Origin of the sequence: Aquabacter spiritensis, assembly GCF_004346185.1 — a bacterium.
Lineage (GTDB): Bacteria > Pseudomonadota > Alphaproteobacteria > Rhizobiales > Xanthobacteraceae > Aquabacter > Aquabacter spiritensis.
On the sequence record NZ_SMAI01000018.1, the window covers coordinates 88,707 to 108,176 of the forward strand.

At 66.8% G+C, this 19,470-nt stretch carries 18 protein-coding genes; 7 read left to right on the top strand and 11 right to left on the bottom strand.

Translation table 11 applies throughout. The features are described from left to right. The first annotated feature begins 46 nt into the window (after positions 1-46). Positions 47-1,720: an ABC transporter permease gene (locus tag EDC64_RS21345; protein WP_245504828.1), complete on the top strand. Its 1,674-nt coding sequence runs from the start codon at positions 47-49 to the stop codon at positions 1,718-1,720. 15 nt (positions 1,721-1,735) lie between these two features. Here EDC64_RS21345 and EDC64_RS21350 read toward each other — a convergent pair whose 3' ends face one another. Then, positions 1,736-3,700, bottom strand: a complete 1,965-nt coding sequence (locus EDC64_RS21350; protein ID WP_132035313.1) for an acetoacetate--CoA ligase — start codon at positions 3,698-3,700, stop codon at positions 1,736-1,738. 271 nt (positions 3,701-3,971) lie between these two features. Here EDC64_RS21350 and EDC64_RS21355 point away from each other — a divergent pair, with 271 nt between their 5' ends. Then, positions 3,972-5,885, top strand: a complete 1,914-nt coding sequence (locus EDC64_RS21355) for an AsmA family protein (RefSeq protein WP_132035316.1) — start codon at positions 3,972-3,974, stop codon at positions 5,883-5,885. A gap of 64 nt (positions 5,886-5,949) precedes the next feature. Here EDC64_RS21355 and EDC64_RS21360 read toward each other — a convergent pair whose 3' ends face one another. From EDC64_RS21360 to thrC, 3 genes are read right to left on the bottom strand one after another with little or no spacing between them, the layout of a single operon-like run. Further along, entirely contained in the window at positions 5,950-6,591 is a 642-nt protein-coding gene (locus EDC64_RS21360) for a GNAT family N-acetyltransferase (protein ID WP_132035319.1), read from the bottom strand. A 57-nt stretch (positions 6,592-6,648) separates the two neighbouring features. Then, positions 6,649-7,935 carry a M16 family metallopeptidase gene (locus EDC64_RS21365; RefSeq protein WP_132035380.1) on the bottom strand — a complete coding sequence of 429 codons (1,287 nt, stop codon included), beginning with the start codon at positions 7,933-7,935 and terminating at the stop codon, positions 6,649-6,651. Between the two features lie 2 nt (positions 7,936-7,937). After that, positions 7,938-9,350 carry a threonine synthase gene (thrC, locus tag EDC64_RS21370; RefSeq protein ID WP_132035322.1) on the bottom strand — a complete coding sequence of 471 codons (1,413 nt, stop codon included), beginning with the start codon at positions 9,348-9,350 and terminating at the stop codon, positions 7,938-7,940. Between the two features lie 178 nt (positions 9,351-9,528). Here thrC and EDC64_RS21375 point away from each other — a divergent pair, with 178 nt between their 5' ends. Together EDC64_RS21375 and purB are read left to right on the top strand one after the other, a co-directional pair. Next, positions 9,529-10,485, top strand: a complete 957-nt coding sequence (locus EDC64_RS21375) for a hypothetical protein (RefSeq protein ID WP_132035325.1) — start codon at positions 9,529-9,531, stop codon at positions 10,483-10,485. Positions 10,486-10,561: 76 nt separating this feature from the next. Beyond that, entirely contained in the window at positions 10,562-11,869 is a 1,308-nt protein-coding gene (gene purB / locus EDC64_RS21380; RefSeq protein ID WP_132035328.1) for an adenylosuccinate lyase, read from the top strand. Between the two features lie 69 nt (positions 11,870-11,938). On the opposite strand, the gene grxD is transcribed toward purB, so the two are convergent. The 7 genes from grxD to purC form a co-directional block, all read right to left on the bottom strand. Continuing rightward, positions 11,939-12,277 (bottom strand): Grx4 family monothiol glutaredoxin, encoded by a 339-nt coding sequence (grxD, locus tag EDC64_RS21385; RefSeq protein ID WP_132035331.1) that lies wholly within the window; start codon positions 12,275-12,277, stop codon positions 11,939-11,941. 161 nt (positions 12,278-12,438) lie between these two features. Beyond that, positions 12,439-12,915, bottom strand: coding sequence for a RidA family protein (locus EDC64_RS21390; protein ID WP_132035334.1), 477 nt, complete (start codon positions 12,913-12,915; stop codon positions 12,439-12,441). Between the two features lie 106 nt (positions 12,916-13,021). Further along, entirely contained in the window at positions 13,022-13,255 is a 234-nt protein-coding gene (locus tag EDC64_RS21395; protein WP_132035337.1) for a BolA family protein, read from the bottom strand. Positions 13,256-13,267: 12 nt separating this feature from the next. Further along, positions 13,268-15,472, bottom strand: coding sequence for a phosphoribosylformylglycinamidine synthase subunit PurL (purL, locus tag EDC64_RS21400; protein ID WP_132035383.1), 2,205 nt, complete (start codon positions 15,470-15,472; stop codon positions 13,268-13,270). Between the two features lie 104 nt (positions 15,473-15,576). Next, positions 15,577-16,275: a phosphoribosylformylglycinamidine synthase subunit PurQ gene (purQ, locus tag EDC64_RS21405; protein WP_132035340.1), complete on the bottom strand. Its 699-nt coding sequence runs from the start codon at positions 16,273-16,275 to the stop codon at positions 15,577-15,579. Between the two features lie 69 nt (positions 16,276-16,344). Continuing rightward, positions 16,345-16,587 (bottom strand): phosphoribosylformylglycinamidine synthase subunit PurS, encoded by a 243-nt coding sequence (purS, locus tag EDC64_RS21410; protein ID WP_132035343.1) that lies wholly within the window; start codon positions 16,585-16,587, stop codon positions 16,345-16,347. A gap of 70 nt (positions 16,588-16,657) precedes the next feature. Beyond that, positions 16,658-17,452 (bottom strand): phosphoribosylaminoimidazolesuccinocarboxamide synthase, encoded by a 795-nt coding sequence (gene purC, locus EDC64_RS21415; protein ID WP_132035346.1) that lies wholly within the window; start codon positions 17,450-17,452, stop codon positions 16,658-16,660. Positions 17,453-17,742: 290 nt separating this feature from the next. Here purC and EDC64_RS21420 point away from each other — a divergent pair, with 290 nt between their 5' ends. The 3 genes from EDC64_RS21420 to EDC64_RS21430 all read left to right on the top strand — a co-directional run bounded on the left by EDC64_RS21420 (position 17,743) and on the right by EDC64_RS21430 (position 19,338). After that, positions 17,743-18,066 (top strand): DUF1476 domain-containing protein, encoded by a 324-nt coding sequence (locus tag EDC64_RS21420; protein WP_132035349.1) that lies wholly within the window; start codon positions 17,743-17,745, stop codon positions 18,064-18,066. Between the two features lie 64 nt (positions 18,067-18,130). Continuing rightward, on the top strand, positions 18,131-18,568 hold the full coding sequence (locus tag EDC64_RS21425; RefSeq protein WP_132035352.1) for an SH3 domain-containing protein: 438 nt from the start codon (positions 18,131-18,133) through the stop codon (positions 18,566-18,568). 77 nt (positions 18,569-18,645) lie between these two features. Continuing rightward, positions 18,646-19,338, top strand: coding sequence for an MgtC/SapB family protein (locus tag EDC64_RS21430; RefSeq protein ID WP_245504829.1), 693 nt, complete (start codon positions 18,646-18,648; stop codon positions 19,336-19,338). Positions 19,339-19,470: the final 132 nt, after the last annotated feature.

Genomic DNA, 19,470 nt, shown 5'->3' on the forward strand with positions numbered 1-19,470 from the left:
CAGGAACAGGCGCCTCGCCTCGGCCTTTGGCCGGCGGCGGGGCGCCTTGCTTTTGGTCGCCCCGGCCCTCGTCGCGGGCTTTGTCCTGCTGCCGATCCTCGCTCTGGGCATCATCGCGGCGCGCGGTTCCGGCGACCTCTGGCCCCATCTGATCGCATATGTCCTACCCGATGCGGTGAGCCAGACTCTGATCCTGCTCGCAGGCGTCGGGCTATTGTCTTTCTTCGTCGCCGTCCCCTGCGCCTTTCTGGTCGCGACCTGCGAATTTCCCGGGCGTCGCCTCCTCGATTGGGCGCTGCTTCTGCCGCTGGCCTTGCCCGGTTACATCGTCGCTTATTCCTATCTCGACCTGCTGCACCCGCTGGGCCCGGTCCAGGGCGTGCTGCGCTTCGCCCTGGGCATCGCCTCGCCCCGCGATTTCCGGCTGCCGGACGTCCGCTCGGTCGGCGGGTGCATTTTCGTCCTCTCCTGCGTTCTCTATCCCTATGTCTATCTCTCGGCCCGCGCCTCGTTTCTGATGCAGTCGGCGGCGGCGCTCGATGTCGCCCGCTCGCTCGGCGCGAGCCGCACCCGGGCCGCGCTGCGGATCGCCTTGCCGATGGCGCGCCCCGCGATCGTCGCCGGTCTGACCCTGGTCCTGCTCGAAGTGCTCGGCGACATCGGCGCCTCCGAATTCCTCGGCGTACGGACGCTGACCGTTTCGATCTATGCGACCTGGGTCAACCGCTCCAACCTCCCCGGCGCGGCGCAGATCGCGCTGGTCATGCTGGCTCTGGTGCTCGTTCTGGTGGCCGCCGAGCGCTTGGCACGGCGGCGCGCCCGCTACACCACCGCAGCGGCGGGTCGTCCGCCTGCGCGGGTTTGCCTGCGCGGCGGCAAAGCGGCGGGCGCGACGCTCCTCTGTGCGCTGCCCGTCCTGCTCGGATTCGTTGCGCCGGTCTGGCATCTCGCCACCGCTGCGGCCCAGCGCCTGGAATTCAGCGGCCTGTCGCCGGCCTTGCTTCTGGAGGCGCGCAACAGCGCCCTTCTGGCGGGGGGCGGAACCCTGGTCGCCATCGCCCTCGGCCTCGTGGTCACGGTCGGCCAACGCCTGTCCGCACGCCCCGCGGCGAGCGTGCTCGCGCGGATCGCGAGCCTCGGCTATGCCGTTCCCGGCACCGTCCTCGCGATCGGCCTTTTGACGCCTCTCGCCGGCTTCGACAATTGGGTGGATGCGGCGGCTCGGGAAACGTTCGGTGTTTCGACGGGATTGCTGATCTCCGGGTCGGGCGGCGCCCTCGTGATCGCCTATGCGATCCGTTTCCTCGCCATCCCCATCGGCGGTCTCGAGGCCGGGTTCACGCGCATGTCGCCGCATCTCGACATGGCGGCGCGCAGTCTCGGCGCGACAGGGGCCTCGGCCGTGCGGCGCATCCACCTCCCCTTGCTCCGCCCGGCGCTCGCGACCGCCGCCTTGATGGTGTTCGTCGACGGCATGAAGGAATTGCCGGCGACCCTGCTGCTGCGCCCGCTCGGCGTCGAGACACTGGCCACGCACATTTACGGGGAGGCCGCGCGCGGGACCTACGAGGACGGAGCGCTCGCCGCGCTGCTGGTGGTTCTGGTCGGACTGGTTCCGGTCGTCATTCTTGCCCGCATCTCAGGTGCGGCTTTCGGTGCGACGCAATCCTCCAGTGCACGCCGCGGCGAGGCGCAAGGCGCCCCGACCGCGGTCGGCTGAGGTCTGGCGCGCGGCTCAGCTCTGCAAGGTGGCCAAGTCGCGATACTCGACCAGGGCTTCGGGATTGGCCAGCGCCTCGGTGTTCTTCACGGGACGGCCGTGCACCACTTCGCGCACCGCCAGTTCGGTGATCTTGCCGGACCGCGTGCGCGGGATGTCGCCGACCTGCACGATCTTGGCCGGCACGTGGCGCGGGCTCGCCCCGGTACGGATCTGGGTCTTGATGCGGCCCGTCAGGGCGTCGTCCAGCGTCACGCCCTCGCGCAGGCGCACGAACAGGACGACGCGCACGTCATTGTCCCATTCCTGGCCGATCGCGACCGATTCCATCACTTCCGGCACCTGCTCGACCTGGGCATAGATTTCCGCCGTGCCGATCCGAACGCCCTGCGGGTTCAGCGTCGCATCGGAGCGGCCGAGGATCACCATGCCGCCATGCTTGGTCCAAAGCGCGAAATCGCCGTGGCACCAGACATTCGGGAAGCGATCGAAATAAGCGGCGTGATATTTCGCGCCGTCCGGGTCGTTCCAGAACATCACCGGCATCGAGGGGAAGGGCCGGGTGCAGACCAGTTCGCCGCGCTCCTCGCGGACCGGACGCCCCTCCTCCGACCAGACGTCGACCGCCATGCCGAGCCCCGGCGCCTGGATCTCGCCGCGCCAGACCGGCGAGGTGGGATCGCCGAGGACGAAGCAGGAAATGATGTCCGTACCGCCGGAAATCGAAGCGAGCGGCACGTCGCCTTTGATGGCGTCGTACACATAATCAAAGCCCTCGGCAGCCAGAGGCGACCCGGTCGAGGTGATCAGCTTCACGCTCGACAGATCGTGCGTGTCGCACGGGCGCAGGCCTTCTTTGTGCAGCGAATCGATATATTTCGCCGACGTTCCGAACAGCGTGAAGCGCTCCGCCTGGGCATAATCGAACAGAATGGCCGGGGTCGGCGCAAAGGGCGAGCCGTCATACAGGCACAAGGTCGCGCCGATCGCGAGGCCGGAGACCAGCCAGTTCCACATCATCCAGCCGCAGGTGCTGAAATAGAACAGGCGGTCGCCCTCGTTGAAGTCGCTCTGGTAACGGTGCTCCTTCATGTGCTGAAGCAGCGTGCCGCCGACGCCGTGAACGATGCATTTCGGGACGCCGGTCGTGCCGGAGGAAAAGCAGATGTAGAGCGGCTGATTGAAGGGCACGCGCTCGAACGTGACGGAGGTCGGCGCATAGGCTTCCAAGAAGCTGTCGAGCGTCGCGCCGCGCGGCGCCAGCCGTTCGGCCACGGCTTCGGCCTCGCCGAGATACGGCACCACGACGATCTTCGCGGCGCTCGGCAGGCCGGCGGCGACCTGGACCAGCTTGTCCGCGATGGCGACGCGCTTGCCATTGTACCAATAGCCGTCGCAGCAGAAGAACACTTTCGGCTGGATCTGGCCGAACCGGTCCAGCACGCCGCGCTCGCCGAAATCCGGCGAGCAGGACGAGAAGATGGCCCCGAGCGACGCGACCGCCAGCATGATCGCGACGGTCTGCGGCATATTGGGCATCATCGCCGCAACCCGGTCGCCGACGCCGACCCCTTCGGCTTTCAGCGCCTGCTGGAGCCGAGAGACCAAGGCGTTCAGTTCGTCATGGGTGACGCGGGCCTTGGCCTTGTCCTCGCCCCAGAAGACCATCGCCTCGCCGCCACCGGTCTTCCGCAGGAGATTTTCCGCGAAGTTCAGCCGGCCGTCCGGGAAGAATTGTGCGCCGGGCATCTTGTCGGCGTGGATGAGGGCGCGCTCGCCCTTCTCGCCGATCACCTTGCAGTCGTCCCACACCAGGCTCCAGAACGCGCCGGGGTCGCCGACCGACCAAGCGTGCAGGTCCTTATAGGTGTGCAGGTCGGTCCCGTGGCGCGCGTTCACCTGCTTGATGAAAGCGGCGATGTGCGTGGAGGCGACGCGGGCTGCGTCCGGTTGATAAAGTGGGTGTTCGGCTTCGCTCATTGTCCCCTCCCTTGCTTCCGGCTGGCCTAGCGCAAAGGCCCAACGCACCGCAAGTTCGCATCGTCGCACGTCAAAAGACATAGAGCGCGATCCGGGGCGACGAAAAGGCTTTCGTTCGATTCGAACCGGATTCCGCCGGTTTCCCGCTCCCCGCCGGGCAGCCATGAAAGCGACACAGAGCGTCACGATGGTGCCGGCCACGTGAAAGAGAGTCGCAGCGGGACCGCCCTGCGGTCGCGCGCGCCTCGATTCAAGATCGGAATTTCTGCTGGTGACATTCGGCGCATCCGCCCGCAAGGTCGTGGTCCTGTCGACAGTCATGGTGGGCGGCTTGGCCCTCGCCGGACTCGGACTCCTTTCAGCCGCCACCTGGCTCGTCCCGACGTCCGAGTTGCGCAAGGTGACGGTGGATGCGATCGGCAAGTCCACCGGCCAGCCCGTGCGTTTCACCGGCGATCCCTATCTTCGGCTCGTCCCAGCCCCCAGCGTGGTGCTGGACAAGGTGGTATTTCCCGTCGGCAAGGGCCTGTCCCTCGATGCGGAAGGCGCGGTGGCGCGGCTGCGTCTGCTGCCGCTCTTCCTCGGCCGGCTCGAAATCGCCGATGTCACCCTGGACCGTCCGACCTTCGTCGTCAGTGGACGGGTTCCGCCTCTCGCGCCCCCGCTGCTCAAGCTGATGGGCGGACCCAACTTGCCCGAGCTTCGGCTGGTCGGCGGCACGGTCGCACTCCGCAACACGGACGGGCTGACCGAGGAACTGATCAGCGGGATCGATGCCCGGCTCGACCGCTCCGCCGGTGGCGGCGGTCTCGCAGCCAAGATCGCCTTTGTGTGGCGTGACCGGGTGACCGATGGCGAACTCGAACTCGCCGATGCGGCCGCCTTTCTGGCCGGCAAGCCGAGCGCCGTGCGTCTGCATCTGACGTCGGGGGATTCCGCCTGGCTGCGCTTCCGCGGGTCCGCCACTTCCGGCGAGGGCGCGGTGGCGGAGGGGGAAGTCAGCGGCGAAGCAGGATCGCTGCGCGACCTTCTGGACTGGGTCGGGGCGCCGGTCGCGCTCGATGGCGGCCTGCAGAAATTCAGCTTCACGGGCGCGATCTCCGCCCGGCATTCCGGCATCGAACTGACCTCGATCGCCGCCGAGCTGGACGGGAACCGCAGCGAAGGGGCGCTGAGCCTCAAGCTGGACGGGCCGCGGCCCGCTTTGGTCGGAACCTTCGCCGCCGGCGCGCTCGATCTGTCCCGCTACGGCCGGATGAGCGTGACGGACGGCCCCGGGGGAGCCTGGGACGAGGACAGGTTCAATTTGGCGCCCCTCGCCCGCGTCGATCTCGATCTCCGCCTTTCCGCCGCACGGATCCGGTCCGGGGACAGTATTTTTGAGCGCGTGGCGACCAGCGCCGTCCTGCAATCCGGCCGCCTCGTCGTGGCATTGGGCACGGCGAAGGCCTGGGGCGGCATGGTCCGGGCCTCGCTCGACGTCGCGCCGGTGGCCGACGGCGCGGTTCTGCGTTTGAAGGCCGATGGGACCGGCATAGCCCTCGACCGCGCGTTCGGAGATCTGCTCGGCATGCGCCGGATCGAAGGATCGGGCGACGTCGAGGCCTCGCTGGAGGGGACGGGGCGGAGCTTCGACGCGATCGCCCGGTCGCTTTCGGGGTCGGTCGCCCTGAAAGCATCGAATGGCGCCATCGCTGGCATCGATGTCGCGCAGGTGTTGCGGCGGATCGAACGCCGTCCCCTTTCGGGCGGCGGCGACTTCCGCGGCGGGCGCACGCAATTCGACCGGCTTTCCGCCAAGATCACGCTCGCCCGGGGGGTCGCCACCATCGAACGGGCGCGGGTGGAGGGCAAGCAGGTGCAGCTCTCTCTCGAAGGCCTGGTTGCGGTCGGGCGCCAGGATATCGACCTGCAGGGCCACGCGTTTCTCGCGAATGCACCGGTGGCGCCCGGCGATCGGCAGCGGCCGCCCTTCGATCTGCCCTTCATCGTCCAGGGGCCGTGGGGCAGTCCTTATGTCATGCTCGATCCGCGAAGCCTGATCGAGCGCTCGGGCGCAGCACAGCCGCTGCTGGAGGCGGTGCGCAACCGCGGCATGGGGGAAGCCGCCGTGCGCTCGGTGATCGAGCAGCTCGCCAAGCCGACAGCCCTTCCCCCCGCTTCGGCGGGTGCCGCGGGCAACTGATCCCGAAGTCTCGATATCTCGATATATCGTCGGCTTCGGCCGATGCCCGCGGCGAAGTCGGGCTTTATTGCGCCGCGAACGACGATGCGGAACGCTCTTGCGCGCCGGTTCGGTCGCGGCCCGTCCTGGCATCCCCGCGGAGGCGGGCGAACAGGAGGTGGTCCTCCCACGCCCCGTTGATACAGAGATATTGCCGTGCAAAGCCCTCGCGGGTGAAGCCGACGCCTTCCAGCAGGCGAATCGACGCCAGATTGTTGGTCATGCACGCCGCCTCGATGCGGTGCAGGCCCAGCGCCTCGAACGCCACCGGCAGCAGCGCCGAAACGGCGGCCGTCATATAGCCGCGTCCGGCATGGGGCTCCCCCATCCAATAGCCGAGGCTCGCTGCCTGGCAGATGCCGCGCCGGACGTTCGACAAAGTCAGCCCGCCCAGGAGGCGGTCGTCATCCGCGCGGAACAGGAACAGGGGATAGGCTTCGTCGCGCAGCATGTCGCGGGCATAGCGGCGCAGACGGCGGCGGAAGGCCCCGCGCGTCAGGTCGTCGGAGGGCCAGAGCGGTTCCCAAGGGGTGAGAAAGGCACGGCTCTCGGCACGCAGGTCCCGCCACGCGACGAAGTCGCCGGCCTGAGGGACGCGCATATAGACGCCCTCCCCCGGAATCGTCGGGAGGACCTCGGTGGAGAAAATCGTTCTCAAGAACCACATGCCAAGCTCATCGAGCCGCCCGACACCACCCGTCCCAAAAGGCGATGAGCGGCCCGATCACACCGGCCGGCCGCGCCCCGCACCCTTGGTCAGACGTTCCACCACACGCGCGGCCGGTTCAAGCCCCGCATGCGGACCGATGGCCGCAAGGACCGGCCGCCCCCCGCCGACGAGATCGCGGGCCGCGGTCCGCACATCCTCCACCGTCACCGCCTCGACCTTGGCCACGATTTCTTCCACCGGAATGACCCGGTCGAAGACCAGGATCTGGCGCGCCAACTGGTCGGCGCGCGCACCCGAGTTTTCCAGCGCCGCGAGCAGGCCGACCTTCATCTGCGCTTTGGCGCGGGCGACCTCCAGATGCGTCGCCGTCTCCGCCGTATCGGTCAGCTGGTCGATCACGACATCGGTCAATTCCGCAACGTCCGCATCGTCGGTGCCGGCATAGATGCCGAACAGGCCGGCATCGGCATAGGACCAGTGGAACGCATAGATCGAATAGCACAGGCCGCGCGCTTCCCGCACTTCCTGGAACAGGCGCGAAGACATGCCGCCCCCGAGCAGATTCGTCAGCACCTGGAGGGCGTGATAGCCGGGATCGCCGTAGGCCCGACCTTCGAGACCCAACACGACGTGGACCTGTTCGAGGTCCCGCGGGGTGAGCGAGATGCCACCGGCATAAAGTGCAGGCGGCGCGTGCGGCTTCTGATCCGGCGCAATTCCCCGCAGCCGCTCCCCGGCCTCGGCGACGAGCTGGTCGTGATCGACGGCTCCGGCGGCGGCCACCACCATCCGGGGGCCGCGATAGGTGCGTCCGAGATAGGCGCCGAGCCGGTTCCGGTCGAATCCCCGCACCGTCTCCGGCGTGCCGAGGATGGAACGTCCGACCGCCTGGCCGGGGAACGCCGCTTCCTGGAAGAGGTCGAACACCAGATCGTCGGGCGTGTCCATCACCGCCCCGATCTCCTGGACGATGACGTTCTTTTCGCGCGCCAGTTCGTCGGCGGCGAAGGCCGGCTCGGTGAGGATGTCGGACAGGATGTCTAGGCCGAGCCCGACATCCTCCCCCAGAACCCGCACATTGTAGGAGGTCTGTTCGACCGAGGTCGCGGCATTGATATCGCCGCCGACCTGCTCGATCTCCTCGGCGATGCGGCGCGCCGAGCGGCGGCGCGTGCCCTTGAAGGCCATGTGCTCAAGGAGATGGGAGATGCCGTGCTCGTCTTCCGCCTCGTCCCGCGCACCGGCCCCGATCCAGATGCCGAGCGAGGCGGTGCCGAGATGGGGCATGGCCTCGGAGATGACCGTCACGCCATTGTCGAGACGGGTGCGCCGGACATTCATGCTCATGCCGCCGCCCCGGAGGCGATGCGGGAATGGCGCGAGATATAGGCTTCGACGGCGGTTTGATCGTTCGGCAGGATGCTGAGCCTTTCCTTGCGTGTCATCAGGTCCGCCATGTGCGGCGGCAGGATCGGCCGGCGGCCGGTCGCGGCCTCGACGGCATCGGGAAATTTTGCCGGATGCGCGGTCGAGAGCACGATCTGGGGAATGCGGGCGCTGTGCTCGATTTTGCGCGCGACGGTCAGGGCCACGGCCGTGTGGGGATCCACCAGATAGTCGGTGTCACGGAACTTGCGGGCGATCGTGGCAGCCGTTTCGGGTTCGTCCGCGCGTCCGGCGGAGAAGTCGCTGACGATGGCGGCGAACGCTTCGCGCGGTATCGTGAAGGTGCCGGACTGGGCGAGCGAGGCCATGAGCCCCCGGAGCGCTGCGGCATCCCGGTCCAGCGCCTCGAACAGAAGGCGCTCGAAATTCGAGGAGACCTGGATATCCATCGAGGGCGAGGAAGACGGCTGCACCCCGCGCACCTCGTAGCGTCCGGTCTCGATGGTGCGGGCGAGGATGTCGTTCACATTGGTCGCGATGGTCAAATCGCGGATCGGGAGGCCCATCCGCTTGGCCGCCCATCCGGCGAAGATGTCGCCGAAATTGCCGGTCGGAACGACGAAGGACACCTCCCGGCCCGGTGCGCCGAGCGCCGTGGCGGCATAGAAATAATAGACGATCTGCGCGACGATCCGCGCCCAATTGATGGAATTGACCCCCGCCAGCGCCAAGCGGTCGCGGAAGGCGAGGTGGTTGAACATCGCCTTCACGAGGCTCTGGCAATCGTCGAACGTGCCCTCGACCGCGATGGCATGGACATTGGGTCCGCCCACGGTGGTCATCTGCCGACGCTGCACCTCGGAGACCCGCTTGTGGGGATAGAGGATGAAGACGTCGACCGCGTCGGAATGGCGGAACGCCTCGATGGCCGCGCTGCCGGTGTCGCCGGAGGTCGCGCCGACAATGGTCGCCCGCGCATTTCTCTGCGACAGGACATGGTCCATGAGGCGCGCCAGAAGCTGCATCGCCACGTCCTTGAAGGCCAAGGTCGGGCCGTGAAACAGCTCCAGGACGAACCGGTTCGGCGCAACCTGCACCAGAGGGGTCGTCGCGGGGTGCCGAAACCCGTGATAGGCGTCGGAAATCATCAGATCGAGCGCCGGGGCGGCAATCGCGCCGTCGACGAACGGCCCGATCACGGCGCGCGCGACGTCGGCATACGGCTTTCCCGCGAGCGCAGCGATCTCGTCGGTGGAAAAGGTCGGCCAGGTCTGCGGCACATAGAGGCCGCCATCGCGCGCCAGCCCCGCGAGAAGTGCGTCGGCAAAAGAGAGAGGCGGCGCCTCGCCGCGGGTCGACACATACTGCAAAGCTTTGCTCCGGCATCCGCGCCCCGAAGGCACGCGCAAGGGTAAACCCGCCGCCGCAACGGGAAAAGGCGGACGACATGCGCGTGGCGGTCTTATCCGGCAATGCGGCCATGCGCCAGACCCGGTTGCCGGGCGGACCGGCGGAGGCGAGGATGGCACTCCCCATCAGATCCCCGATATGCCCCCTTATCATCCCCTGAGTCTGCTCGCCGCCCTCGGCCGCCACGGCCCGCGCGCCATTGCCGCCAGCATCTTTCTCGGATTGCTCGTGCCGCCGGCGGCGGCGCTGGCGAAGCCGCTCTTATTGCCGTGCATCGTCGCTCTGCTGGTGATCTCGTTCCTCCGCACGGATCTCGGGCAGGTTCGGCGCGGGCGCCATGGGCGGGCGGTTCTGTTCGCCCTCGTCTGGATCATGGGCGTGCTACCCGCCGTGTTCGGCTATATCGTCAGCACGCTTCTGCCGCCGTCCGACAACGGCATCCTGCTGGCTCTGATGATGCAGGCCGCCGGACCACCGATCATGTCGACCCCGGCCTTCGCCGCCATGCTCGGGCTCGACGCCACTTTGAGCCTCGCTGTGATGGTGTCGTGCCTCGTTGCCGTGCCGTTCACGGCGCCGGTTCTCGTCGCGTTCTTTACCGACGGGGCGCTGACCCTCGATGGCGTCGCGCTCGCGGGCCGCCTCGCCGTCATTCTGGCCGGCACCGCGGGCGCGGGGCTCGGGCTGCGGGCCGGGATCGGCCGCCCCCGCATCGCCGCGTGGAACGATCATCTCAACGGCATCAACGTCCTGCTGCTGCTCGTCATGGCGGTGGCCTTCATGGACGGGGTGACGGCCTATGCCATTGCAGATCCCCTTTTGGTCGCCTCGCTGACCGGGCTTGCCTTCCTCGTCACTCTGGTCGGCCTGATCTCGACCCTTTTCGTGTTCCGCTGGGTCGGCGGCGGCCAGGACGTGATCATGGGGTACGCGGCGGGCAACCGGAATCTCGGCCTGATGGTGGCGGCGACCGGCGGGCTCCTGCCGGAAACCACCTGGCTCTATGTCGCCCTCGCCCAGTTCCCGATCTATCTCCTGCCCTATCTCCTGCGGCCGCTGATCCTGCATCTGACGCGCCCCCCCGCCCCGCTCTGAGCAGAGCGCCGCGCTACCCGAGGCGGCGGCGATCTGTTAGAGGGCTGGCTTTCCTCATCGCCCGAAGAGCCGATCCATGATCCCCCGCTACAGCCGCCCGGAAATGGCCGACATCTGGACCCCAGAGGCCCGGTTCCGCATCTGGTTCGAGATCGAGGCCCATGCGGTCGAGGCGATGGCGGATCTGGGCATCGTCCCGAAGGAGGCCGCCGCCAAGATCTGGGAATTGGGGCGGAACGCGGCGTTCGACGTCGCGCGCATCGACGCGATCGAGCGCGAGGTGAAGCACGACGTCATCGCCTTCCTCACCCATCTCGCCGAGATCGTCGGTCCGGATGCACGCTTCGTGCACCAGGGCATGACGTCCTCCGACGTGCTCGACACCTGTTTCGCGGTCCAGCTCGCTCGCGCCTCGGACCTTCTGATCGCCGATATCGACCGGGTTCTGTCGGTGCTGGAACGCCGGGCGTTCGAACACAAGCTGACGCCGACAGTCGGACGGTCGCACGGCATCCATGCCGAGCCGACCACTTTCGGCATCAAGCTCGCCATCGCTTATGCCGAATTCCAGCGCGCCCGCGCCCGTATGGTGGCGGCGCGCGCGGAGATCGCGACCTGCGCCATTTCCGGTGCGGTCGGCACCTTCGCGCATATCGATCCGAAGGTGGAAGCCTATGTCGCGGAGAAGATGGGCCTGACGGTCGAGCCGGTCTCCACCCAGGTCATCCCGCGCGATCGCCATGCGATGTTTTTCGCCACGCTCGGCGTCATCGCCTCCTCGGTGGAGCGGCTCGCGACCGAGATCCGCCACCTCCAGCGCACCGAAGTGCTCGAGGCGGAGGAATATTTTTCCGAGGCCCAGAAGGGCTCCTCGGCCATGCCCCACAAGCGCAATCCGGTCCTCACCGAAAATCTGACCGGCCTCGCCCGCATGGTGCGGGCCTATGCGCTGCCGGCGATGGAAAATGTCGCGCTCTGGCACGAGCGAGACATCTCCCATTCGTCGGTCGAGCGCATGATCGGTCCGGACGCCACCGTGACCCTGGACTTCGCCCTCGCCCGCCTGGCCGGCGTCGTCGACAAGCTCGTGGTGCATGCCGACAACATGCAGCGGAACATGGACAAGCTCGGCGGGCTCATCCATTCCCAGCGCGTCCTGCTCGCTTTGACCCAGAAGGGCGCGAGCCGCGAGGAGTCCTACCGCCTGGTTCAGCGCAACGCGATGCGAGTCTGGCGCGGGGAAGGCGATTTCCGCACCTTCCTCCTGGAGGATCCCGAGGTGCGCCGTTTCCTTTCCGAAGACGACATCAACGAGAAGTTCGACCTCGGCTATCACATGAAACACGTCGATACGATCTTCGCGCGCGTCTTCGGGCGGACCTGAAACACAAATGCCCGGGCCAAGGCCCGGGCATTTGGTGCGGATCCGGGATTTTTCCCGATCCTGATCGGATCAGCCGATCGCGCGGTCCCGAACGGCGACGCCCTTTTCCTCGAACAGAGGGATCAGCTCACCGGCCTGGAACATCTCCCGGACGATATCGCAGCCGCCGAGGAATTCGCCCTTCACATAGATCTGGGGAATGGTCGGCCAGCTCGCATACTCCTTGATGCCCTGACGCAGTTCGTCGGATTCCAATACGTTGATGCCTTTGAACGGCACGCCGATATGGTCGAGGATCTGCACCACCTGTCCGGAAAAGCCGCACATGGGGAATTGCGGCGTGCCCTTCATGAACACCACCACCTCATTGCCCTTGACCTCGCGGTCGATGAATTCGCGAATGCTCATCTTTCTCATCCAAACAGGGGCCCCGGCACGCCGGCTTACCGGGAAGATCGGTCTTCAGGCGGCAAAGCGCAAGGGGACGCCGGAGGCCGGGCGGCGGCCTTCGGCGCATGAGCCCCCGTGCAGGTGCAACCGGCACGTCTCAGGGGCGCGCGCCCTCCCGGCTACTTCTTGACCGGGGCGTAGAAGGTGCCTTCCACTTCGACGATATCGTCCTGATTCAGCCGGTCGACCTCGATGATGGTGCGCGGCGGATACGGCCCCTTGCCCCACAGCTCTTCCTGCACCTTGTTGACCACTGGCCGGAAGCGGAACATGTCGGTGACGTACACCACCAGACGCACGGCGTCCTGAAGCGTCGCGCCTTCCGATTCGGCGATCAGCTTCATGTTCAGGAAGGCCTGCTTCACCCGCGCCTCGTCCCCCGGCACAAGCGCATTGGTCGCCGGATCGATACCGCGCATGCCGGCCACGAACACGAAATCACCGGCCCGGGTGCCGAGATTCCAGGTGCCGGTCGGCTTGATCGCGCCGGCCGGGGACAGCGTCTTCACGCCGTTGGGGGACTGGGCGGAGGCGGCCGCCGGCAGAAAAAGGAGGGCAGCAGCAAAAGCGGCGGATAAGCGGTTCGGCGCGGACATGGGGGGCCTCGGATTGGAATGAATGTATACATTCATTCCATGCTGCACCGCAGCAGGTCAATCGCGCAGCACGCTCAAATCGTAGGCAGAACCACGCGCCGACGCGTCAGGCCGGCGCCGAGGTCTTCAGTGCGAGCGCGTGAAGAACTCCGCCCATATTTCCCTGGAGCGCGGCATAGACCATCTGATGCTGCTGCACCCGGCTCTTGCCCCGGAACGCCTCCGAGACGATGGTCGCGGCATAATGGTCGCCGTCCCCGGCGAGGTCCTGGATCGTCACTTCGGCATCCGGCAGCGCCTGCTTGATCAGGCGCTCGATATCGGCGGCGGGCATCGGCATCGTCGTCTCCCGTCAGGCGCTCGCGCCCATATAGATGGGCAGCCAGGTCTCGTTCCGATCGCGCAGCGTCTCGACGAAGATCGAACGCTCCCCGGGCAGCGCGAGCCGGTCGCCGCCGGTCTTGCCGATCTTCATCAGGGGAACGCCCGCCGCTTCCGCCCGGCGCACCAGTTCAGGCCCCTGCCCGTGCGCCGCCACGATTACGTAGCGTGCCTGATCCTCGCCGAACCAGAAGGCATGCGCCGGGATGCCGTGCGGCCGATCGAGCGAGGCGCCCATATTCCCGGCCATCGCCATCTCGGCGAGCGCCACCAGAAGTCCGCCGTCCGACACGTCGTGCACGGCCGTCACGAGTTCCTGATGGATCAGGCTGCGGACGAAGTCGCCGTTGCGCTTTTCGGCCACCAGGTCGACCGGGGGCGGTGCGCCTTCCTCGCGGTCGCAGACCGTGAAGAGATAGGCGGAGGCGCCGAGCCAGCCTTCGGTCTTTCCGACGACATAGATCGCCTCGCCGGCCGCCTTGAAGGCGAGGGTCATGCTCTTGGCGAGATCCTCGATCAATCCGACGCCGCCGATCGTGGGGGTCGGTAGGATCGCCTTGCCGTTGGTCTCGTTATAGAGGCTGACATTGCCCGACACGACGGGGAAATCGAGCGCCTCGCAGGCGGCGCCGATGCCTTTCACGCAGCCGACGAACTGGCCCATGATTTCCGGGCGCTCGGGATTGCCGAAATTCAGATTGTCCGTCACCGCGATCGGCGTCGCGCCGACGGCGGTCAGGTTGCGCCAGGCTTCGGCGACCGCCTGCTTGCCGCCCTCGAACGGGTCGGCTTCGCAATAACGCGGCGTGACGTCTGTGGTGAGCGCCAACGCCTTCGGCCCGTCCTCGACGCGGATCACGGCGGCGTCGCCACCCGGCTTCTGCACGGTATTGCCGAGGATCAGATGGTCGTATTGCTCCCAGATCCAGCGCTTGGAGCACAGGTCCGGCGACATGACGAGCTGCTCCAGCGCGTCCGCCAACGACACCGTGTCCGGCACGTCCTTGGCGGCGATCACCGGGCGCGGCTGCGGATCGGTGTGGGGGCGGTAATATTCCGGGGCCTGATCGCCGAGATCCTTGATCGGCAGATCGGCCTCGACGAGGCCCTTGTGCTTGACCACGAAGCGCAGCGTATCTGTGGTGTGGCCGATAATCGCGAAGTCGAGCCCCCATTTCCGGAAGATCGCCTCGGCTTCGGCCTCCTTGCCCGGCGCGAGGACCATGAGCATGCGCTCCTGGCTCTCCGACAGCATCATCTCGTAAGCGGTCATGCCGGTTTCGCGGCACGGTACGGCGTCGAGGTCGAGTTCGATGCCGAGACCGCCCTTCGCGCCCATCTCGACCGCCGAACTGGTCAGACCCGCCGCCCCCATGTCCTGGATCGACACCACGCAGCCCGCCTTCATGATTTCGAGGCAGGCTTCCAGCAGCAGCTTTTCCGCGAACGGGTCGCCGACCTGGACGGTCGGCCGCTTCTCTTCGGCGTCGGCGCCGAACTCCGCCGAGGCCATGGTCGCGCCGTGGATGCCGTCGCGTCCGGTCTTGGAGCCGAGATAGACGATGGCGCGGCCGACGCCGCTCGCCGCCGCGTAGAAGATCTCGTCGGTGCGGGCGAGCCCGACCGCCATCGCATTGACCAGGATGTTGCCGTTATAGCGGCTGTGGAATCCGACCGAGCCGCCGACCGTCGGGACACCGAAGGAATTGCCGTAGCCGCCGATCCCGGCGACCACCCCCGCCAGAAGATGGCGGGTGCGCGGATGGTGGCAATTGCCGAACCGGAGCGCGTTCAAGGCCGCGATCGGCCGTGCGCCCATCGTGAACACGTCACGCAGAATGCCCCCCACCCCGGTCGCCGCGCCCTGATAGGGCTCGATGAAAGAGGGATGGTTGTGGCTCTCCATCTTGAAGACCGCGGCCAGCCCGTCACCGATATCCACCACGCCGGCATTCTCGCCCGGGCCCTGGATCACTCGGGGGCCGGTGGTCGGCAGCGTGCGCAGCCAGACCTTGGAGGATTTGTACGAGCAATGCTCGTTCCACATGGCCGAGACGATGCCGAGCTCGGTCAGGCTGGGCTCGCGCCCGATCAACGCGATAAAGCGCTGATATTCGTCCGGCTTCAGCCCGTGTTCGGCCACGAGTTCCGGGGTGATACGCGGGGTGTTCGGAATAAGATTCACGTGTCCGATCCCATCCGATCGCGCGCCGCGGCTCCGGGCCCGGTCGCCGCGACGACGTCATGCTACAGAATGGCCGGCCGATCCAGCCCCGCCCGTCACGCCGCCTTGAAGGCGGAGGACAGGCTTTCGAACAGGCCGCGGCCGTCGGTCGGGCCGATCGCCGGCTCGATGTAATTTTCAGGGTGCGGCATCATCCCGAGCACGTTGTGGGTCTCGGAATAGATACCGGCAATGCCGTTGATGGCGCCGTTGGGACCATCGGTCTCGTCGATCTCGCCATCGGGCCGCGCATAGCGGAAGGCCACCCGGCCCTCAGATTCGATCTCGCGGATCGTCTCCTCGTCGGCGGTGTAATTGCCTTCCCCATGCGCCACCGGGATGCGCAGGACCTCGCCCTTGCGATAGGCGCGGGTAAACGGCGTGTCGGCGCGCTCGACCCGGAGGCGAACCTCGCGGCAGACGAAGCGGAGCTTCGCGTTCCGCACCAGGACGCCGGGCAGCATGCCGGCCTCGCACAGGATCTGGAAGCCGTTGCAGATGCCGAGCACCAGGCCGCCGCGCTTGGCGTGCGCCTGCACCGCCGCCATTACATTCGCCCGCGCCGCGATCGCCCCGCAGCGCAGATAATCGCCATAGGAGAAGCCGCCGGCGAGCACGACGAGGTCGGTCTGGGAGGGGAGCTCGGTTTCCGAATGCCAAACCTTCGTCACCTTGGCGCCGGCGACGAGGGTCAGCGCGCGCTCGGCATCCCGCTCGCGGTTCGTCCCCGGAAAAACAACTAAGGCTGACTTCATGGCTCTAAACCGTGTTGCAGCGACGCGCGATCCGGGTCCGGATGCGAGCCGGCCCGGGCGCACCGCGTCTCATTCGGCGAATTCGACCCGATAGGTCTCGATGATGGTGTTGGCGAGCAGCTTGTCGCACGCCTCCTTCAAGACGCCCTCGGCCGCGGCCTTGTCATTGCCGGCGAGCTCGACGTCGAACACCTTGCCCTGGCGCACGCTCTGGACTCCGGCGACGCCGAGCGAGCGCAGAGCCCCCTCGATGGCCTTGCCCTGGGGATCCAGAACCGCGGATTTCAGCGTGACGATCACACGCGCCTTCATGCAGCACCACTCGTAACGGAAGCGGGGGCCTTATGGCCCCCGTCGCAGTTGGGATCAAGTGTCGTCGGCCTCACTTCACCAGAAGCGGGCCTTTCGCCTGGTTGGGCTCGTTCTCGCCCAGGATGCCAAGACGCCGCGCGACCTCCGAATAGGCCTCCACCAGTCCGCCCATGTCGCGGCGGAAGCGGTCCTTGTCGAGCTTGTCGGCGGACTTGATGTCCCAGAGACGGCACGAATCGGGACTGATCTCATCAGCCACGACGATCCGCATCATGTCGTTCTCCCAGAGCCGGCCGCATTCCATCTTGAAGTCGACGAGGCGGATGCCGACGCCGAGGAAGAGGCCGGAGAGGAAGTCGTTGACGCGGATGGCCAGCGCGATGATGTCGTCGATCTCCTGGGTGGTCGCCCAGCCGAAGGCCGTGACGTGCTCCTCGGAAACCAGCGGGTCGTTCAGCGCGTCGTTCTTATAATAGAATTCGATGATCGAGCGCGGCAGCGCGGTCCCTTCCTCGATCCCGAGACGGGTCGAGAGAGAGCCTGCGGCAACGTTCCGCACCACGATTTCGAGCGGGATGATCTCGACCTCCCGGATCAACTGCTCGCGCATGTTGAGCCGGCGGATGAAGTGCGTGGGCACTCCGATCTCGTTCAGCCGCGAAAAGATATATTCCGAGATTCGGTTGTTCAGAACCCCTTTGCCATCGATGACGTCATGCTTCTTGTTGTTGAAGGCGGTGGCGTCGTCCTTGAAGTGCTGGATGAGCGTGCCCGGCTCGGGGCCCTCATACAGGACCTTCGCCTTGCCTTCGTAGATGCGGCGGCGGCGGCTCATGGGGGTATACCGTCGATTGAGGAAATCCATTGGGTTGCCAAGGCTCCGTTCGGGTGACGCTCCTCGGCGGGGCGCATCATTTGCTGTCTTGCAGCGCAAGATACGCCCTGGCGGACACTAGCCGATTGCCGGGCGGTATACAACGCGCTGTCTCAGGAGGGGACACGGTCCTCGTCCGTTTTCGTGGACCCGGCCATCCTCCCGGCGACACCCTTTCCGTTGATCTAGGGGAACCTCCCCTATATTCAAGGTCGCGGAAGGGATGGGCTTCGCTGCCACGCCTCCCTATCTGTCACGAAAACGTCAATATGAGGGCCGCCATGACCACGTTCGACAAGCGGGAAGACGGCTTCGAGAAGGCCTACGCCATGGACGAGGAGATCCGGTTCAAGGCCCTGGCTCGACGCAACAAGTTGCTGGGTCTGTGGGCCGCCGAGAAGCTCGGGCTCGGTGAGGACGAATCGCAGGCCTATGCCAAGGAGGTCGTCGTCGCCGACCTCGAGGAACATGGCGATGAGGATGTCTTCCGAAAGATCCGAGGCGATTTCGACGCCAAGGGTGTGACCGTGTCGGATCATCAGATCCGCCGCACGATGGACGAATTGCTGGCTCAAGCGGTGATCGCGATCCGCACCGCGCAATAGCGGCGATTCGCCGAGGCGGGGGCGGGTGACGAAGCGCGGCGGCGCGCCGCAGAGGAGATGACGCATGCAACGTTCCGGACGGGTGCTCGTTTGCCTCGCGGCGCTCCTATCGGGTGCGACGCCTGCCGCCGCCACCTCCGCGACGGTGCTCCGGCAATTGAACGTGCGTACGGGGCCCGGCACGAACTTCCCGGTCATCTCCCAGCTTCCCGCCGGTGCCACCATCGAGGCGATGGCCTGCAGCCCGTCTTGGTGCACCATCGCCTGGAACGGCCCGGCTTTCGTCGCGGCTTCCTATCTCGGTTTCGACGGTCCTCCGCCTTATGTCGACGGGCCGCTTCTCTTTTCGGCGCCGCCGCCCGTCATGATCGCGCCGCCCGGCCCGCCGGTCATGGTCGCGCCCCCGCCCCCGGTCTATTACGGCCCGCCGCCGCGCTTTTACGGCGTGCCGCCGGGTCCCGGCCCCGGCCTTTATGGCGGGGTCGGTGTCTGGGGTTTCTAGATCTGGATCCCGCCCTCTGCGGAACGCAGGCTTGACCGCGTCGTTGGTCTCCCAGCGCCCGCGCCGGGGAGATGACGATGCCGCTGTATCCCGACTGGACCGACCTCGGCCTCCGACTTCTCTGCACCTTTCTCGGCTGTGGGGTCATCGGCCTCGATCGCGAATGGCAGGAGCGCGCCGCGGGGCTGCGAACCACGATCCTGGTGGGTATCGCCGCCTGCATCACCATGATCAGCGCGAATCTTCTGCTTCCCCTCGACGGCAAGGGCAGTACGTCGTTTTCCGAGATCGACGTCATGCGTCTCCCGCTCGGCGTCCTGACCGGCATGGGCTTCATCGGCGCGGGAGCGATCATCCGGCGCGACGGACTGGTCCGGGGCGTCACGACGGCCGCCACCCTCTGGTTCGTCTCGATTTTGGGGCTGTGCTTCGGGGCGGGCCAGTTCCTGCTCGGCGGCGCCGGCTTCGCGGTCGGCATCTTCACCCTGTGGGGGCTCAAATATGCCGAGCGCTTCGTCCTGCGCGAGCGCGAAGCGACCCTCACGCTCGTTCTGGGGGCTGATGGACCGAGCGAGGACGGCATCGAGACCATCCTCAACGAGGAGGACGTCCGCGTGCGGCGTCTCACCGTGAGCTACGAGCCCGGAACAGGGAGAAGGGAATACCGCTTCAGCCTGTGGAGCGGATCGCCGGAACTGTCCCGGCCGCCCCCGCTCGTGGAACGCCTGAGACTCACGCCCGGCGTTGAACGGCTCGATTGGACGATGTAGGGCGCGAGCCGGGCCAAACAAAAAGGCCGCCCGAAGGCGGCCTCAGACCGCTGACAAACCCCTGGCGCGAGCCGGGGGTTTTTGATTCATTCGGGTATGCTGAAGAAACCCGGCCCGACCCAGACCGCTCTT

Bases quoted from the DNA above. Each gene is read 5' to 3' on its own strand.
- EDC64_RS21350 (WP_132035313.1), bottom strand. From the start codon at position 3,700: ATGAGCGAAGCCGAACACCCACTTTATCAACCGGACGCAGCCCGCGTC.
- EDC64_RS21360 (WP_132035319.1), bottom strand. From the start codon at position 6,591: ATGTGGTTCTTGAGAACGATTTTCTCCACCGAGGTCCTCCCGACGATT.
- EDC64_RS21365 (WP_132035380.1), bottom strand. From the start codon at position 7,935: ATGAATGTCCGGCGCACCCGTCTCGACAATGGCGTGACGGTCATCTCC.
- EDC64_RS21375 (WP_132035325.1), top strand. From the start codon at position 9,529: ATGCCCCCTTATCATCCCCTGAGTCTGCTCGCCGCCCTCGGCCGCCAC.
- purB (WP_132035328.1), top strand. From the start codon at position 10,562: ATGATCCCCCGCTACAGCCGCCCGGAAATGGCCGACATCTGGACCCCA.
- grxD (WP_132035331.1), bottom strand. From the start codon at position 12,277: ATGAGCATTCGCGAATTCATCGACCGCGAGGTCAAGGGCAATGAGGTG.
- EDC64_RS21390 (WP_132035334.1), bottom strand. From the start codon at position 12,915: ATGTCCGCGCCGAACCGCTTATCCGCCGCTTTTGCTGCTGCCCTCCTT.
- EDC64_RS21395 (WP_132035337.1), bottom strand. From the start codon at position 13,255: ATGCCGATGCCCGCCGCCGATATCGAGCGCCTGATCAAGCAGGCGCTG.
- purQ (WP_132035340.1), bottom strand. From the start codon at position 16,275: ATGAAGTCAGCCTTAGTTGTTTTTCCGGGGACGAACCGCGAGCGGGAT.
- purS (WP_132035343.1), bottom strand. From the start codon at position 16,587: ATGAAGGCGCGTGTGATCGTCACGCTGAAATCCGCGGTTCTGGATCCC.
- purC (WP_132035346.1), bottom strand. From the start codon at position 17,452: ATGGATTTCCTCAATCGACGGTATACCCCCATGAGCCGCCGCCGCCGC.
- EDC64_RS21420 (WP_132035349.1), top strand. From the start codon at position 17,743: ATGACCACGTTCGACAAGCGGGAAGACGGCTTCGAGAAGGCCTACGCC.
- EDC64_RS21425 (WP_132035352.1), top strand. From the start codon at position 18,131: ATGCAACGTTCCGGACGGGTGCTCGTTTGCCTCGCGGCGCTCCTATCG.
- EDC64_RS21430 (WP_245504829.1), top strand. From the start codon at position 18,646: ATGCCGCTGTATCCCGACTGGACCGACCTCGGCCTCCGACTTCTCTGC.